At 68.8% G+C, this 15,046-nt stretch carries 14 protein-coding genes; 6 read left to right on the top strand and 8 right to left on the bottom strand.

Annotated features, from left to right (window positions below; genetic code table 11):
- Window positions 1-19: 19 nt before the first annotated feature.
- Window positions 20-886, top strand: a complete 867-nt coding sequence (locus ACIBG5_RS36095; protein ID WP_396396107.1) for an alpha/beta fold hydrolase — start codon at window positions 20-22, stop codon at window positions 884-886.
- A gap of 51 nt (window positions 887-937) precedes the next feature.
- Here ACIBG5_RS36095 and ACIBG5_RS36090 read toward each other — a convergent pair whose 3' ends face one another.
- Both ACIBG5_RS36090 and ACIBG5_RS36085 read right to left on the bottom strand, forming a co-directional pair.
- Window positions 938-1,618 (bottom strand): hypothetical protein, encoded by a 681-nt coding sequence (locus ACIBG5_RS36090; RefSeq protein ID WP_396396105.1) that lies wholly within the window; start codon window positions 1,616-1,618, stop codon window positions 938-940.
- Window positions 1,619-1,822: 204 nt separating this feature from the next.
- On the bottom strand, window positions 1,823-2,329 hold the full coding sequence (locus tag ACIBG5_RS36085; RefSeq protein ID WP_396396104.1) for a MarR family winged helix-turn-helix transcriptional regulator: 507 nt from the start codon (window positions 2,327-2,329) through the stop codon (window positions 1,823-1,825).
- 207 nt (window positions 2,330-2,536) lie between these two features.
- Here ACIBG5_RS36085 and ACIBG5_RS36080 point away from each other — a divergent pair, with 207 nt between their 5' ends.
- From ACIBG5_RS36080 to ACIBG5_RS36060, 5 genes are all read left to right on the top strand, one after another.
- Window positions 2,537-3,118 (top strand): hypothetical protein, encoded by a 582-nt coding sequence (locus ACIBG5_RS36080; protein WP_396396102.1) that lies wholly within the window; start codon window positions 2,537-2,539, stop codon window positions 3,116-3,118.
- Window positions 3,119-3,265: 147 nt separating this feature from the next.
- Window positions 3,266-3,634, top strand: a complete 369-nt coding sequence (locus ACIBG5_RS36075; RefSeq protein WP_396396100.1) for a muconolactone Delta-isomerase family protein — start codon at window positions 3,266-3,268, stop codon at window positions 3,632-3,634.
- A 243-nt stretch (window positions 3,635-3,877) separates the two neighbouring features.
- Window positions 3,878-4,906: a tetratricopeptide repeat protein gene (locus ACIBG5_RS36070; protein ID WP_396396098.1), complete on the top strand. Its 1,029-nt coding sequence runs from the start codon at window positions 3,878-3,880 to the stop codon at window positions 4,904-4,906.
- A 13-nt stretch (window positions 4,907-4,919) separates the two neighbouring features.
- Window positions 4,920-5,738, top strand: a complete 819-nt coding sequence (locus ACIBG5_RS36065) for a pentapeptide repeat-containing protein (RefSeq protein WP_396396096.1) — start codon at window positions 4,920-4,922, stop codon at window positions 5,736-5,738.
- 293 nt (window positions 5,739-6,031) lie between these two features.
- Window positions 6,032-7,339 carry a threonine/serine exporter ThrE family protein gene (locus tag ACIBG5_RS36060; RefSeq protein ID WP_396396095.1) on the top strand — a complete coding sequence of 436 codons (1,308 nt, stop codon included), beginning with the start codon at window positions 6,032-6,034 and terminating at the stop codon, window positions 7,337-7,339.
- Window positions 7,340-7,341: 2 nt separating this feature from the next.
- On the opposite strand, the gene ACIBG5_RS36055 is transcribed toward ACIBG5_RS36060, so the two are convergent.
- From ACIBG5_RS36055 to ACIBG5_RS36030, 6 genes are all read right to left on the bottom strand, one after another.
- The gene (locus ACIBG5_RS36055) at window positions 7,342-8,574 is read right to left on the bottom strand and encodes a threonine/serine exporter ThrE family protein (RefSeq protein WP_396396094.1); all 1,233 of its coding nucleotides are present in this window, start codon (window positions 8,572-8,574) and stop codon (window positions 7,342-7,344) included.
- Between the two features lie 15 nt (window positions 8,575-8,589).
- The gene (locus ACIBG5_RS36050; RefSeq protein WP_396396092.1) at window positions 8,590-9,939 is read right to left on the bottom strand and encodes a dipeptidase; all 1,350 of its coding nucleotides are present in this window, start codon (window positions 9,937-9,939) and stop codon (window positions 8,590-8,592) included.
- A 1-nt stretch (window position 9,940) separates the two neighbouring features.
- On the bottom strand, window positions 9,941-10,387 hold the full coding sequence (locus ACIBG5_RS36045) for a hypothetical protein (RefSeq protein WP_396396090.1): 447 nt from the start codon (window positions 10,385-10,387) through the stop codon (window positions 9,941-9,943).
- Window positions 10,384-11,847, bottom strand: coding sequence for an APC family permease (locus ACIBG5_RS36040; RefSeq protein ID WP_396396088.1), 1,464 nt, complete (start codon window positions 11,845-11,847; stop codon window positions 10,384-10,386). Before ACIBG5_RS36040 ends, ACIBG5_RS36045 begins: the two co-directional genes overlap by 4 nt.
- Before the next feature lie 169 nt (window positions 11,848-12,016).
- Window positions 12,017-13,153 (bottom strand): aminopeptidase P family protein, encoded by a 1,137-nt coding sequence (locus ACIBG5_RS36035; protein ID WP_396396087.1) that lies wholly within the window; start codon window positions 13,151-13,153, stop codon window positions 12,017-12,019.
- Between the two features lie 28 nt (window positions 13,154-13,181).
- Entirely contained in the window at window positions 13,182-14,687 is a 1,506-nt protein-coding gene (locus tag ACIBG5_RS36030; RefSeq protein ID WP_396396086.1) for an MFS transporter, read from the bottom strand.
- Window positions 14,688-15,046 lie beyond the last annotated feature (359 nt).

Below are 15,046 nucleotides of genomic sequence, written 5' to 3'. Positions count from 1 at the left end.
TCGGTGGGAGAGTGAGGTTGTGACGGTTGATGAGGTTCTGGCTGCTCATCGGGCCGCCGGCCGGGAGTTCACGGCGGACGGCGTACGGAGCTTCGTCCTCGATCACGGGGCGTCGGACGCTGAGCCGGTCGTCTGTCTGCACGGCGTACCGGCCTCTTCGTTCGTGTACCGCGCGGTATTGCCTGAGCTGGCGCAGCGTGGGCTGCGCGGGATCGCCTTCGACCTGCCCGGTCTGGGGTTGGCGGCGCGACCTGTTGACTTCGACTACTCCTGGACCGGGCTTGGCAGGTGGGCGGTTTCTGCGCTCGACGCGTTGGGGTTGGATCGGGTACACCTCGTGGTGCATGACATCGGCGGGCCGGTCGGTTTCGAGATCGCGGCCGCGGCGCCCGACCGGGTGCGCTCCATCCTGCTGCTGAACACGATCGTTGCCGTCGACACCTTTCGCCGGCCGTGGATGATGGAGCCGCTCGCCCACCGCGGTCTCGGGCGTGCGTGGCTGACGACTGCGCGAGTACCGGTGGTATTTCGCACGTTGATGCGGACGATCGGTTTCGGTCCTGATGTGCCGACCGCGGACGTCGACGCTCACCTGCGTCTGCTTCTGAGGGAGGACAACGGCCTGGCCTTCCTGCGGATCATGCGTTCGTTCGAGCGAACCGTCGAGAAGCGGCGGCGATATGAGGCCGTCCTCGGCTCCGGCGCCCGTCCGGTGGGACTGTTGTGGGGCAGCAAGGACACGGCGTTGCCGCTGCGGACGTACGGCGTACAGGCTCGCCTCGCGGCCCGGCTCGACGACGTACCGACGGTTCCTGGCAAGCACTTCCTCCAGGAGGACTTCCCGGCGGAGGTCGCCGCGGCCGTCTCGGCCCTGGCCGGCCAGTGACAGGCCGGACCTTCACCTCCGTCGCCGAGGGACCACGTCGGCCGGGGGTTGTCAGCTGGGGAAACGCGCTTGGTAGTTGCGGGTTACCTCGCGAACCTTTCGGTAACCGAGGAGGGCGAGCAGGATCACGGTCGCCACGGCGGCGAGGACGCCGATGATCGTGCGAAGCGTGGCTCCAGCGTCGGCGGCGTCGCAGATCACCGCGGCCAGCACGCCGGTGACGACGGCGTCGATGATGCCCACAATGACGGGAGATCCCGAAAGCCAGTGGGTCAGGCCGACCCGGTTGCGAAAGCTGTAGGTCTTCAACATCCCGGGCGCGTCGTCGTGGTGACTTGCGACGAAGTACGGCTCCAGCTCGGGTGCGAGCTCGAGGTAGGCGTGCCGTAGCCGGTTCATGCCGATCACCAGCCAGGCGTCCTCGATATCCGCCTCGATCAGACGGAAGTACGTGCCTACGCCGACAAGGAGGACAACGGGGAGCACAAGCAGTGCGAACGTCCGGAAGCTCTGCCCGAAGCCGGACGCGTTCGCCACCAGTGAGAGTGCGATGACGGTGGCCGAGAGGACGGTCAGATAGGTGCCGGTCCGGCTGAAGATCTCGTTCCACGTCATGCTGCGCGTGGCAAGCAAGCTCCAGTGCTCGGTCGCGAGGAACTGCGCATGCGGGCTGCCCGTGGTCTCGACGCCGTCGAGCGGTGGCGGGGTTCTGGCCGATGGTTGCTGCGTCATCCGATCTCCCATGCTGGTACTGCCCTTCCTTCGAGTGTGAATGGCGATGCGCTCCACTGCCACCCCTCACACGCATCCGCCCGCTCGAACGCGCCAACTCGCTGGCGGCCTGCGATCGCGGCGTGTCAGCACGACTCGTAGTGGCCAATAGCAACTAGGAGCGTTGCTGTCCCACAAGAAGCCTCGCCCGAGCCGTGTCGGAGACTACGCCGGTGGATGCGCGGACGGTGTTGATGGGCGTGTCCTCGTGAGGCCGTCCTTGACAGCGGTGAGGAGGATGAGGGTCGCGTCGAGGTGCGTGGTGTCGTGGTCGGCTGCCGCGCCGACGGCGGTCGCCCACTCGTGTCTTGCGAGGGCGGAGTTGTTGCGTCCGTGTTCGGTCGGGCTGACGGTGACACCGCGGCCGTCGTCGGGGTTGGCCTGCCGCTGGATGAGGCTCTTCCGTTCGAGACCGCGCAGTGTGGTGGAGAGGTTCGTGCGCTGGAGTCCGGTGGCGACGGCGATCTGGCTGGGGGCGGCGGCTTCGCCCTGGAGCAGGTACCGCATCACGATGCCCTCCGACTGGGTCAGGGAGACAGTCTGATCGTCGGTGTAGCCGCGGTACTGGATCTCGCGGCTGATGATCAGCGCCAGATCGGCGAGCTCGGCCCAGCGCTCATCGGCGCCTGGTTTGCGGGAGCGGCGCGCCGGCCGCGATGGGTTCTTCGTCACACGTCGAGGATAGATGGTTGTCGGAACATAGTTATGTGCCCATACTGATCTTGTCGTAATAGTTATCGAGGCATAATCAATTGGAGTCGATATGGCCGTCACTCTTCCGGCGCGGCGGGCCGGCGCGATGTCGCCACGTGCGGTAGCCAGGTCCGGTGGGCTGCACCCGGTCGGGGTCTTCTTCCTGCTCGCCGGCGCGTTCCTGAGATGGTGTTTGCCTTCAGCATCGGCTTCGGCGCGTTCATGTTCGTGTTCGCCCTGACCATCCAGGATGGTCTGCACGCCGACGCACTGCACGGGGGGCTGGCAATCCTGCCCATGGCGGTGCTGTTCTTCCTCGGCTCCGTGTTCGCACCGAGCTTGATCGGCCGTTTCGGTCGGGCCGCGTTGTCGATCGGCGCGATCATCCAGCTCGCCGCACTCGTGGCCGTCGTCGTCCGCGGCTGGCCGCACGTCAGTCTCTGGGACATGGCCCTGCCACTCGCCCTGGCCGGCGCCGGCCAGTCGATGCTGTTCGCCGGACTGTTCCGCAGCGTGCTCGCCGATGTCCCGACCCATCTCGGCGGCGTCGGCAGCGGCGTACTGATCACGCTGCAGCAAAGCGGCCTGGCGCTCGGCGTCGCCACCCTCGGCACTGTCTATCTCGCCCGGGCCGAGCACAACACGGCCCACGCCTTCGCCACCGTCGAACTCGTGCAGATGGCAATCATCGTCCTGCTCGCCATCGGCGTCGCTGCACTACCACCCTTCACCACAGTCTCCGCCGACACACCCATGGTCGACGCCTGACATCACCATTACACCGATCGGCCGGTACAAGCCTCCGGCCTGCGGTAGGAGGCTGCGTCTCCCAGCAGAGAGCTGATTGGTCGTGGTCTCGGACTTGGTGCCGGTTCACACTGACCGTGACGGTGCCGCGGCTCAGGAGGTTCGCAGATGGAGTATCTGGTCACGATGACGACGCACGTTCCGGCCGGAACGGCGGACGAGGTGGTTGAGGAGGTTCGTCGTCGTGAGGCCGTACGCTCCAGTGAGCTCGCCGGCCAGGGGCATCTGCTGCGTCTGTGGCGTCCTCCTCTGCAGCCGGGGGAGTGGCGCACGCTCGGCCTGTTCACCGCCGCCGATGAGGTGGAGCTCGAGGCCGTGCTCGCCTCGATGCCGTTGCGCGTTTGGCGCTCCGACCACGTGGTTTCGCTGGCGGCCCATCCCAACGACCCCGGCCTGACCTACGAAGCACCTGCCAAGGAGTTCCTGACGACGCCTCTCGCCGAGCACCCGAACGACCCGGCCAGCTCCCAGGCCTGAGCGTCCAGGTCACCCGGTACGCAGGCCGTCGTCTTGCCGGTGTGCAGTCAGCGTGCAGAGTTTCGTTCTGGCATGATCCGCGCAGTCCGATCGGGATCGCACATCATCCAATTGATTTAGTCCCATGCCCTTCGAGTTGCCGGCGGCAACGTGTTCACTGTGATGTCGGCACGGTCGTTGATTTCGTGGTGGTCTGTACCGTATGAAGAATGGCGCGTCGCGCCGGGGGCGGGGGGCTGCCTGATGAAGTCAAGCGAGCATGGCCGGAACGGGATCGCCCGGGCGGAGCGAGTCCTGCAGCTGGCGATCGACTCCGGGCACGCCGACCTGGCGCCGAAGGCGGCGTTCAACCTCGGCGTCCTGCGTGAGGATTGCGACGATTTCGCCGGGGCGGAGCGGGCCTATCAGTTGGCGATCGACTCCGGGCACGCGGAACACGCCCCGAAGGCGGCGGTCAACCTCGGGGTACTCCGCGAGGGCCGGGGCAACTTCGCTGGGGCGGAGCAGGCCCTCCAGTTGGCGATCGACTCCGGGCACGCCGACATGGCCCCGATGGCGGCGGTCAACCTCGGCGTACTCCTCGAGGATCAGGACGGGGCGGAGCGCGCCTACCAGGTGGCGATCGACTCCGGGCACGCCGACCAGGCCCCGAAGGCGGCGGTCAACCTCGGGGTCCTCCGCGAGGGCCGGGGCGACTGCCTTGGGGCGGAGCGCGCCTACCGGCTGGCGATTGACTCCGGGCACGCCGACATGGCGCCGATGGCGGCGGTCAACCTCGCGGTGCTCTGCGAGGGGCGGAACAACTTCGCCGGGGCCGAGTCGGCGTACCAGTTGGCGATCGACTCAGGGCACGCCGATCTAGCTCCGAAGGCGGCGGTCAACCTCGGCGTACTCCGTGAGGGGCTCGGCGACCTCGCTGGGGCCGAGCGGGCGTACCACGTGGTGATCGACTCCGGCCACGCCGATCAGGCCCCGCAGGCGGCGGTCAACCTCGGGGTGCTCTGCCACGCCCGGGCGGACTTCGCCGGGGCGGAGCGTGCCTTTCAGCTGGTGATCGAGTCCGGGCACGCCGACATGGCCCCGAAGGCCGCCTTCAACCTCGGCGTACTCCGTGAGGATCAGGGCGACCTCGCCGGGGCGGAGCGGGCTTACCAACTCGCCATCGACTCCGGGCATCCAGCGGCCGCTTCGTGTGCGCGAGAGGTGCTGCAGCTGCTCAGACGTGACGACGCGCCCGGCGCATCTGATGCGATCTGCGGCAGCACGCTCTAGCCTCGGCAGGGACATGTCCTCGAGCCACCAGCCCGTACGACGCCCGGACCTGCGCGCCGACTGCGCGCAGTGCGCTGGCCTGTGCTGCGTGGCGCTCGCACTGACCGCGTCCGCCGACTTCGCCATCGACAAGCCGGCCGGTGAACCGTGCCCGAACCTGAAGCACGACTTCCGCTGTGGCATCCACGCGCGGCTGCGGGACGGTGGCTTCCCCGGCTGCACCGTGTACGACTGCTTCGGCGCCGGCCAGAAGGTGACGCAGGTGACCTTCGGCGGCCGCGACTGGCGGCAGGCGGCGGACTCGGGCGCGCAGATGTTCGAGGTCTTCGCGGTAGTGCGGCTGCTGCATGAGCTGCTCTGGTACCTGACCGAGGCCCTGGTCCTAGCACCTCCCTTCCGCGGTGCACTCAGGCGTGCGCTCGACGACACCGAACGGCTAGCGCTCGGCAGCCCGGAGTCGCTTGCGGACCTCGATGTGTCCGCCCACCGCTCACGGATCAACGACCTGCTGCTACGGACCAGCGAGCTCGTCCGTGCCCGCGTCTCAGACACACCGACGAACCGCCGCGGAGCAGATCTTATCGGCGCGGACCTGCGCGGCGCCGACCTTCGTGGCGCGGACCTGCGCAGCGCCTACCTGATCGGCGCCGACCTGCGTCGCGCCGATCTCACAGCCGCCGACCTGATCGGCGCGGATCTCCGGGACACCGACCTGCGCGGCGCCCACCTCGCGCGGAGCATCTTCCTCACCCAGATGCAGGTCAACGCGACACGCGGCGACGCCAGTACGACGCTCCCACCCCGCCTGATCCGCCCGCCACACTGGTCCTAGCCTCCCGCCATCACGGCTCTGACCAGCTTCGCCGCGCGCAAGCACGAGCAGTTGCCAGGGGCAACTTGTCTGAACGCGTGTGACCGGCCGGGCGCTGACAGCGGTTTCGGCGCGCTCGTCGTGGTCCGCTCGGTCTAGCCACGACGCGGCTCCGGGGCAGGTGAGGACCCAATCACCCATACCGGACGATGACGCAGGGGTCTGAGGCTCCGACGATGGCTACCTGACAAATGTCGTCCGTCCTGCGCTCAGCGTGCGTGGCGTGACTCGGGATGCCGTGATCGGACAGGGCTATGACGGAGCGACGCGAGGTCTACGAAGCGCTCGATCTGGCGCTGCGGATCGGTGAGGTCCTCCTGTCGTCCGGGGCCGGCGCGGCCGATGTGACGGCCGCCATGCTGGCCGTGACCGAGGCTTGCGAGGTGCGCCACGTGAGCGCGGACGTGACGTTCGTGGACCTGACCCTGCGCCACCAACCGAGCCGCGACGTGCCCGCCGCCATACAGGTTCGCCGGGTGACCTGGCGCCCGGTCGACTACGCGATCCTGATCGAGGTCGACGAGACGGTCAACCGCCTCGTCGCCGGCGAGGTCACTCAGGGCGAGGCTCGGGACCAGGTCGCCCGGATAGTGTCCACCGGCCACCACCGACGCCGTTGGGCGGTGACCATCGGCTGGGGTGTGATGGGAACCGGTATCGCGCTCACCCTGGGCGGCAGCCCGGTCGTCTGCCTGCTCGCGTTCCTGACGGCCTGCGCGATCGACGGGACCCAGTTGCTGTTGCCCCTGCGCCGCATCCCGGCGTTCTACCAGCATGCGGCGGGCGGCTTCGTTGCCACGCTCATCGCGGTCGGCGCCTCAGCCACGGATCTGGACGTGAACCCGTCCCGCGTCGTCACCGCCGGGATCGTGATGCTCCTAGCGGGAGTCGGGATCATGGGTGCCACCCAGGACGCCCTGACCGGCTTCCCAGTCACGGCCAGTGCTCGGTTGATCGGAGGCGTGTTGAACACGGCGGGCATCATCGCCGGAGTGGGTGCCGGGCTCACCGTCGGCGACATGCTCGGGGTGGGCCTGACCACCTTCACGCCCGGTGCGGTCGGCCTGGCGGAGGTCGGGGTTACCGTGTTCGGCGCCGCCCTGGCCGCCGCGGCTTTCGCGTTCGCGTCTTACGCACCGCCGCGCTCCCTGATAGCCGTGGCCCTGGTCGCCGCGCTCGGACAGGGGGTCCTGCTCGCCGTCGACAGTTCCGGGGTCGGCCGGACCTGGGGTTCGGCGGTCGCTGCCGTCACCATCGGCGCTGTTTGCTACCTCGCTGTAGATCGCTTCCGGGTCCCGGCGCTCGTCGTCGTGGTTCCCGCGATCGTGCCGCTCCTGCCGGGACTGGACATCTACCGGGGACTCGCGCTCCTCGCCGAGGGCAAGGACGGCGTCCTCCAGCTGGCCTCCGCGCTCGCCACCGCGCTCGCGCTCGCGGCGGGCGTGATCCTTGGTCAGTACCTCGTGCGGCCGCTCAAGCGTGAGGCGCGTCGACTGGAGACCCGGCTCGCGGGCCCTCGGATGGTCGGTCCGTTCCGGCGCCACGGCGACAAGGACACATAGGTTCACGCGTTGGAGGCCACCCCTGGAACGTGGTGTCGTCGCGAATGGTCGCTGAGGATGACCCCGGCAGCGATCGCGAGAGCAACGGTCGGGACCTGGAGGGCGAAGTCCGCCAGGTTCTGCAGTCCGGTCACGATGTCCCCGCCGAGAAGCGCGGTCGCGCCCCGGACGCCGACCCCGCCCACGGTGAGGACGAAGAACCCGCCCAGCAACAGGATGAGGCGCGGGGGCCGCTGGGGGTGGGCACCCACCAGGTTGCCACAGGCACCGAGCACGGCACCGGCCACGAGGGTCCCGATGACCGCGCCGGCGAGGCGGGTGACACCTTGCTGGAGGAGGAACGTACCGATCACGCCGGGCACCAACCAGACGAGCACTCCGGGTTCGGCGTTGAACGCGAGCACCAGGCCCACGCAGAACACCACCCATCCGGCCAGGACGATGACGAAGGAGAGCTCCGGCGGGGGCAGCGTCTCGTCGAGAGCGTCTCCGTTGCCGGTGACCCCGGTCGCCGCGACGATGCCGATCACGATCAGGCCGAGCGTGAGGAACCCGAACACGAGACGGACCGTGCCCGCGGTGAGGCGGCCACCCAGGAGTTCCCCCGCGGCCGCCGACAGGGTGTCGCCGGGGACCACGATGAACAGTGCCGGCAGCACCATGAGCGTCACGCCCGTGCGCTCGGCGAGGCCCGACAGCACGGTGAGCCCCAGCGTTGTCACGATGAAGGCGCCGAAGAACGGGAGCAGCCCCTCCAGGGGACGCCCGGCGGTGAGGACGACCAGCACGCCCATGACCAGACCCAGGATGGCGGCCGCGCCCGCCTCGCCCCAGGTCGCCACAACACTCGGGGCGAACCCCGCTGCGAACAGCGCGACGCCGAGTACCCGCGCCCACGCGGGCCAACGGGGCCTCGACTGCGCGATCGCGTCGAGGCGGCGGCAGGCCTCGTCGGGGTCCACCGGCTGTCGCTGCGCCTGGACGAGAAATCGTTTGAGGGCGGCGACCTGGTCGAGCCGGAAAATCCCCGGGGCCGCCCTGACCACCGCCGCCCGACCGACCTCCCCGGACGACCGCTCGGTGAGGAGCATCTGCTCGGGAAGGACCACCAGGTCGACATCGACGCCGTAGGCCGAGGCCGCCGTCGAGACGGAGCGCTCGAGCGACTCGACGCCCTCGGCACTGCACGCCAAGGCGAGCTGAGCGACACGGACCACGACGTCGAACGCGGGCACGTCGCCGCCGACGTCTCAGCTACGCATGGAGGCGTAGTGCCGGAGGAACAGCGCCTCGGTCAGGGCCATGGCCTCGATCTCGGTCGGGTCCACGCTCTCGTTCGGGGCATGGATGAGCGCCAAGGGCTCCTCTACCCCGATCAGGATGAGCTCGGCGTCGGGGTAGGTCTCCTCGAACACGTTGCACAGGGGAATCGATCCGCCCTGTCCGAGGCTCGTCATCGGTTGGCCGTACGCCTCCTGCATCGCTTTGGCCATCGCCCGGTACGCCGGGCCGTCGGTGGACGCCTCGAACGGAGCACCGGTCGCCTCGACGTCGACAGTGACGTGCACGCCCCACGGGGCGGCAGCGTTCAGGTGGTCGATGAGGGCCTGCTGGGCGACCTTGGGTGACATGCCGGGCGGGATGCGCAGGTTCAGCCGCGCCGCGGTCCTGGGGACCACGGCGGCAGCCGAGCCGACGACCGGTGGGCAGTCGATGCCGAGGATGGTTACCGCTGGTCGGGCCCACAGCATGTCGGACACACTGCCGTCCCCGAGCAGCGAGACTCCCTCGAGGACGCCGGCGTCGGTGGTGAACTGGTCGGGCGGGTACGGCGCGCCCGACCAGGTGCGGGTGTTGTCCAGCCCGGTGATCGTGGTGTTCCCGTCTGCGTCACGCAGTGAGGACAGCATCGCCACCAGGGCGGCGAGGGCATCGGGGGCGGGGCCGCCGAACATCCCGGAGTGGACCTCCGATGCGAGCGCCTCGACAGTGACGACGACGTTGACCATGCCGCGCAGGCTGACGGTGGCGGCCGGGCGGCCGACCGCGGCGTTGCCGGTGTCGCAGACGAGGATCGCGTCGGCACGGAGGAGGTCGGCGTTCTCGGGGACGAAGGCCTCGAGGCCGCCGGTACCCTGCTCCTCGGAACCCTCGACCACCAGCCTCAGGTCGACCGGGACTTCATCCCCGAGGGCCCGTAGGGCTGCCAGGTGCATGACGATGTTGCCCTTGCAGTCAGCCGCTCCGCGGCCGTACCAGCGCCCGTTGACCTCGGTCAGCTCGAACGGGGGCGTGTGCCAGGCGGCGTCGTCGAGCGGAGGTTGTACGTCGTAGTGGGCGTAGAGCAGCACGGCGGGAGCCCCCGCGTCGGAGCACTTCCTGGATCCGACGACCGCCATGCTGCCGTCTGCGGTCTCTTCGAGATGGGCGTCGGTGAATCCGATGTCCGCGAACCTCTCCAGCACCCACTGGGCGGTGCGCTCGCACTCCGCGGCGGGGTACTGGCGGGGGTCGGCCACAGATCGCAGGGCGACGAGCTCGGCGAGTTCGTCGCGAGCCGCCGGCATCAGGTCCGCGATGCGCTGCCGCAGGTCGTCCATCTCAGTCGCTCGCCACGTCATCGGTCTTGAGGTCGTCGACGAACTCCTGGAACTCCTTCAGCTCATCGGGACAGTAGATCTGGATGATGAGCAGCTGGCCCTTGAGCACCCGGCTGTCGACGATGACCGGCCTGGCCCCCGGGCCTGCGGCACCGTTGGTGAGCTGGGTGAACAGGACGGCCCGGCCCAGCGCGTTGTTCGGGTTCTCGCAGGTCGCGCCTCCGTCGTTCCCGAGCACGCGGACGATCTGGTCCTTGTCGGGGGTGCGGGCCCCGGCGGCCGCGAGCGCGCCGATCAGTTGATCGGCTTTCTGGCTGGCCTCGTTGCTCTGCTTCTGGGAGCGGAAGGTGAGTAGCCCCACGATCAGCAGGACGCCGAGGATGACACAGGCGGTGATGTAGATCCACGAGCGTTCGCGTGCGGGCTGGGTCTCGACAGGCGTGGTCATGACGGAGTCACCGCCTCCGGCTCAGGCTGCTTCCATGAGGGCTTGCGGAACCGGTAGAACAGGAAAGGCACGAGCAGGCCGAGGCCGAGGGCGCCGCCGGCGACGATCAGGAGGTACAAGCCCGAGTTGCCGGATTCGAACTGCGAGGGCGGGATGAACCCGACCAGCAATGCCGCCAGCGAGGCCGCGAACCCGACGCCGCACAACCCGACCAGCATCGGCGCCCGGTAGCCACGGGCATGGTCCGGGTCCTTACGACGCAGCTGGACCGCGGCCACGAACATCAGCAGGTACATGATCAGATACACCTGCGTGGTGATGACCGAGAAGATCCAGTACGCGCTCGACACGTCCGGGATCAACGCGTACGCGAGACCGATCACGGTGGTGAGCAGGCCCTGGACGACCAGGATGTTCTGCTGGACGCCGTTCTTGTTGAGTCGCTGGAGGTACGGCGGGAGGTAGCCCTCCTGCCGGGAGATCAGCAGCAGGCCCCTCGAAGGCCCGGCCAGCCAGGTCAGCATTCCGGCGAGCGATGCCGTGACCAGCATGATTCCGACAATCGGGGTCAGCCATTGCCAGCCGAAGTTCGCGAAGACCGCGTCGAACGCCTGCATGACGCCGGCGGTGAGGGAGAGCTCCTCGGCGGGGACGATCCAGCTGATCGCCAGGGCGGGGAGGATGAAGATCGCGAGCACCAGGCCCATGGCCAGGAAGATCGACTTCGGGAACTCCTTGGCCGGCTTCCTCAGCGAGGACACGTGGACCGCGTTCATCTCCATGCCGGAGTAGGACAAGAAGTTGTTGACGATGAGCACGAGGCTCGAAAGCCCTGCCCAGGCAGGGAAGATGTTGTCAGCGGTCATGGGTGCGGCCGAGGTGTTGCCTTGGCCAAGGAAGACGATGCCGAGGGTGACCAGGACGACGCCCGGGATCAACGTCCCGATGATCAGACCGCCGCTGGCCAGCCCGGCCACGCCTTTGGTGCCGCGCGAGGAGACCCAGACCCCGGACCAGTAGACGACGATGATGACCGCCGCGGTCCACACACCGCTTGTGGCCAGCTCGGGGTTGAACACGTACGCGAGGGTGCTCGCCACGAACCCCAGGAGGCTCGGATAGTAGAAGATCGTCATCGCGAACTGGCACCAGACGGCCAGGAAGCCCATCGGCTTCGAGATACCTTTCGAGACCCAGTTGTAGATCCCGCCCTCCCAACCCGACGCCAACTCCGCGGAAACCAGCGAGGTGGGCAGCAGGAACACGACGGCCGGGAGCAGGTACAAGAAGACGCAGGCCAGTCCGTAGACCGCCATCGTCGGCGCCGCCCTGAGGCTGGCCACCGAACTCGTCGTCATCATCGCCAGCGCCACCCACGAGATCCACTGGGTGCTGGCGGCGCGCGTGCGTCCGGCGGCAACGGCTTCGGCGCCGTCGGCCGGTACATCCGCTGCGCTCATGACATTCCTCGAGGTAGTGCTCGTGCATCCATGAAAGAGCCTCCGCCTCGGGCCTCAGTAAGTAGGCCCCTGGTGACAGTCTGGAACGGGCCCAATTGCCCGAACCTCATCCGCGGTGGATGACCCGCCGGGTCGACGGCACCCCGGCATCCGCCCCGATGAGTCGGGCCTACTGGACGATGCGGAGGTCGCGCTCGGTGTTGTTGAGCCGACGACCGCCGGCGCCAGTGACGGTCACGATGTCCTCGATCCGGACCCCGAACTTCCCGGCCAGGTAGATGCCCGGCTCGACGGAGAAGCACATCCCGGGCACCAGTGCCTGCTCCTCACCCTCGATCATGTACGGCGGTTCGTGGGTCGTGGTGCCGATGCCGTGGCCGGTGCGATGGATGAACCGCTCGCCGTAGCCCGCGTCCGTGATCACCTTCCGGGCCGCCCGATCGATCTCCTGACACGCGACGCCCGGCCGGACCGCCTCGACGCCGGCCTGCTGGGCCAGTCGCACGATCTCGTGCACCTCACGAATCTCGGCGGACGGCTCGCCCACACACACGGTGCGGCTGGTGTCCGAGCCATAGCCGTACATCAGCCCGCCGAAGTCGAGGACCACTGCGTCGCCGACCTCGATGACGCGGTCACCCGCCTCGTGGTGGGGGTTGGCGCCGTTGGGACCTGAGCCGACCACGGTGAAGTCGACCTGCTCGTGCCCGAACTCCCGCAGCAGCCGGGCCAGATCGGCCGCGACGTCTGTCTCCTTCCGGCCGGCGAACCGCACGCCGAGGATCTGCTCGTACGTCGCATCCGCGGCGGCGCCGGCCGCATCCAGCCGGGCGAGTTCGTCGGAGCCCTTGACCGCCCGGAGCATCGGCAGGCTCTGCGTGAGCGATCGGTACGAGGATCCGGGCACCGCCTCCTGCAGACCGAGCAGGTGCATCGCCCAGGCCGAGTCCGCGATGCCCATGATCGCGGTCTCGGCAAGGTAGCTGCCGGCCCGCGCGAACGGGTCCTCTCCGTCGGACCAGTCCACGATCGACAGGCTCGGTGCGCCCACAGCCGCTTCAGCGTCCGGCCGCTCCAGGGTCGGCACCAGCAGCGTCGGCTCCTGGCCCGGGGTCAGGACGAGCAACGTCAGCCGCTCGGTGATGGCGGTGGGCTGGTATCCGGTGAGCCAGACCAGGTCCGGGCCGGGGGAAATGAGGAGCCCGTCCAGACCCGCGCGCTCAGCGTCGGCCACGACGCGTCGCATCCGGGCCGAGTAGTCCTCGGCCGTGAAGGGTGCCGGTGGTGTCGGCTGGGTCGTGGTCATCGATTCCTCCCGGATACAGGCTTCGCCTTCAGCCTTGCTCTGGGCCGGTTCGTCCGGCCGTTGCCGAGGTCGGCAGAGTGTGAGTGTGCGCCGCCGCTGCTGCGGCGGCGTCGTTCAACGTCCCGGTCGCCGCGCGGTGCCGGCCGATCACGAACACCATCAGAACGCCGAGGAAGCTGAAGATCGCCATCATCCACGAGGCCGCGGCCAGGCCCGAGGCCAGAGCATCACCCTGCGACTCGCCATCGGCGGTCTGGTTGCCGATCACCGTGCCGTAGATGGTGGCGGCCAGAGCGGTGGCCACCGCGGCTCCGACGTACCGGGCCATGTTGGAGACACCGGAGGCCCCGCCGACCTGGTTCTCCGGTACCGACGCCGTCGCCGCCGACGACGCGGGACCGTTGGACAGCCCCATGCCCACCGCGATGAACACCAGCGGCAGCAGGAACGCGGCGTACATCCACGAAGCGCCCACGAAGCCCACGATGACGAATCCGAGCGTGGTGAGGGCGAACCCGGCGCCGATCGTCTGCCGGCCGCCGAACTTCGCCGCCAGCCGCGGTACGAAGGGGGCGACGACGACGAGCCCGACGGTCGCCGGCAACGTTGCCAGGCCTGCCTCGAGCGGGCTGAAGTCCAGGGCGGCGGGATCCTGGAAGTACAGGCTGAGCAGGTACATCAGCCCGTTGATCGTGCCCGCACCGATCAGAATCGCGACGGTCGAGCCCACCAGGACGCGGTTGCGCAGCAGCGAGAGGTCCAGCAGCGGTACGGCGACCCGTCCCTCGACGGCGATGAACGCGTACCCGGCCGCGATCGAGATCGCGAAGCATCCCAGGGTGGCAAAGGACAGCCATCCCCAGTCGCTGCTCTTGGTGACCCCGAGGATGAGCGGCGTCAGGGTCAGCGCGATGAGCACGGTACCCGCGTAGTCGATCGTCCGCGGCCGATTCGGGTCCCTCGACTCGCTCACCGTCGCCGCGGTCAGCACCATGCAGAGCACCGCCACTCCGGCGTCGATCCAGAACAACCCCTGCCATCCGCTGACCTCGACGAGCACGCCGCCCAGCAATGGACCGGCGGCCGCGCCGACGGCCGCGGCCGCGCCCCACAGCGACACCGCCCGCAGTTGCGCGGCGCCCTCGTTGGCGACCGTGAGCAGGCTCAGGCCGCACGCGAGAATGGTTGCCCCGGCCGCGCCCTGGATGACGCGTCCGGCGATCACCATCCCTCCTGACCCGGCGAGCGCGATCATCACGCACGACGCCACGAACAGCAGAAGGCCCAGTTGGAAGACCCGCCTGCGGCCGAACACGTCACCCAGCGAGCCCGAGGTGACGATCACGGCGGCACCGACCAGCGAGTAGCCGGTCACCGCCCACTGCAGCGTCTCGACCGAAGTGCCGGTGTCCTCCGAGATGGCCGGAAGGAGAATACTGACCGCCGAGGTGTTCGCATTCACCACGAGCGTCGAGATGCACGTCGCCGCGAGCACCCCACCCGCCTGACTCCTGACCTGTACGGCGTCGCTCATGCGCGTCCTTCCCGTGACCGAGCCCGAACCAAACGGTAGGGCCGGGCATCCCTCGGCAACCTCACCCGCTACGGACGAGCCCGGGTCGCGGGTAACCCGATCAGCGCTCTGCCGTATCCGAACGCACGCAACGACCGGGCGACGTCGGGTGGGCTGGTCCTGGTTCTTGCTGTGGCCGATCGGACCGCTGTGGAAGAGCCAGACCCGGCGGTTGCGGAGATTCCTCCCAACCAGACTCTGTCGGGGGGCCTTCCCGACCCAGGCCGGAGGTCCTGAGACGGCGGGACACGTTGTGGCCCATCCGGGGTCAGTCAGGGCATACGCCGGACAAGCGCAGGCCCATCGACCCTGCTGCCGAG

The sequence above is a fragment of the Kribbella sp. NPDC050241 genome, assembly GCF_044459685.1.
GTDB lineage: Bacteria > Actinomycetota > Actinomycetes > Propionibacteriales > Kribbellaceae > Kribbella.
Note: the sequence above shows the minus strand (reverse complement) of the source record. Positions and strands in the feature narration are given on the sequence as shown.

Bases quoted from the DNA above. Each gene is read 5' to 3' on its own strand.
- ACIBG5_RS36090 (WP_396396105.1), bottom strand. From the start codon at position 1,618: ATGACGCAGCAACCATCGGCCAGAACCCCGCCACCGCTCGACGGCGTC.
- ACIBG5_RS36080 (WP_396396102.1), top strand. From the start codon at position 2,537: ATGGTGTTTGCCTTCAGCATCGGCTTCGGCGCGTTCATGTTCGTGTTC.
- ACIBG5_RS36075 (WP_396396100.1), top strand. From the start codon at position 3,266: ATGGAGTATCTGGTCACGATGACGACGCACGTTCCGGCCGGAACGGCG.
- ACIBG5_RS36070 (WP_396396098.1), top strand. From the start codon at position 3,878: ATGAAGTCAAGCGAGCATGGCCGGAACGGGATCGCCCGGGCGGAGCGA.
- ACIBG5_RS36065 (WP_396396096.1), top strand. From the start codon at position 4,920: ATGTCCTCGAGCCACCAGCCCGTACGACGCCCGGACCTGCGCGCCGAC.
- ACIBG5_RS36060 (WP_396396095.1), top strand. From the start codon at position 6,032: ATGACGGAGCGACGCGAGGTCTACGAAGCGCTCGATCTGGCGCTGCGG.
- ACIBG5_RS36050 (WP_396396092.1), bottom strand. From the start codon at position 9,939: ATGGACGACCTGCGGCAGCGCATCGCGGACCTGATGCCGGCGGCTCGC.
- ACIBG5_RS36045 (WP_396396090.1), bottom strand. From the start codon at position 10,387: ATGACCACGCCTGTCGAGACCCAGCCCGCACGCGAACGCTCGTGGATC.
- ACIBG5_RS36040 (WP_396396088.1), bottom strand. From the start codon at position 11,847: ATGAGCGCAGCGGATGTACCGGCCGACGGCGCCGAAGCCGTTGCCGCC.
- ACIBG5_RS36035 (WP_396396087.1), bottom strand. From the start codon at position 13,153: ATGACCACGACCCAGCCGACACCACCGGCACCCTTCACGGCCGAGGAC.
- ACIBG5_RS36030 (WP_396396086.1), bottom strand. From the start codon at position 14,687: ATGAGCGACGCCGTACAGGTCAGGAGTCAGGCGGGTGGGGTGCTCGCG.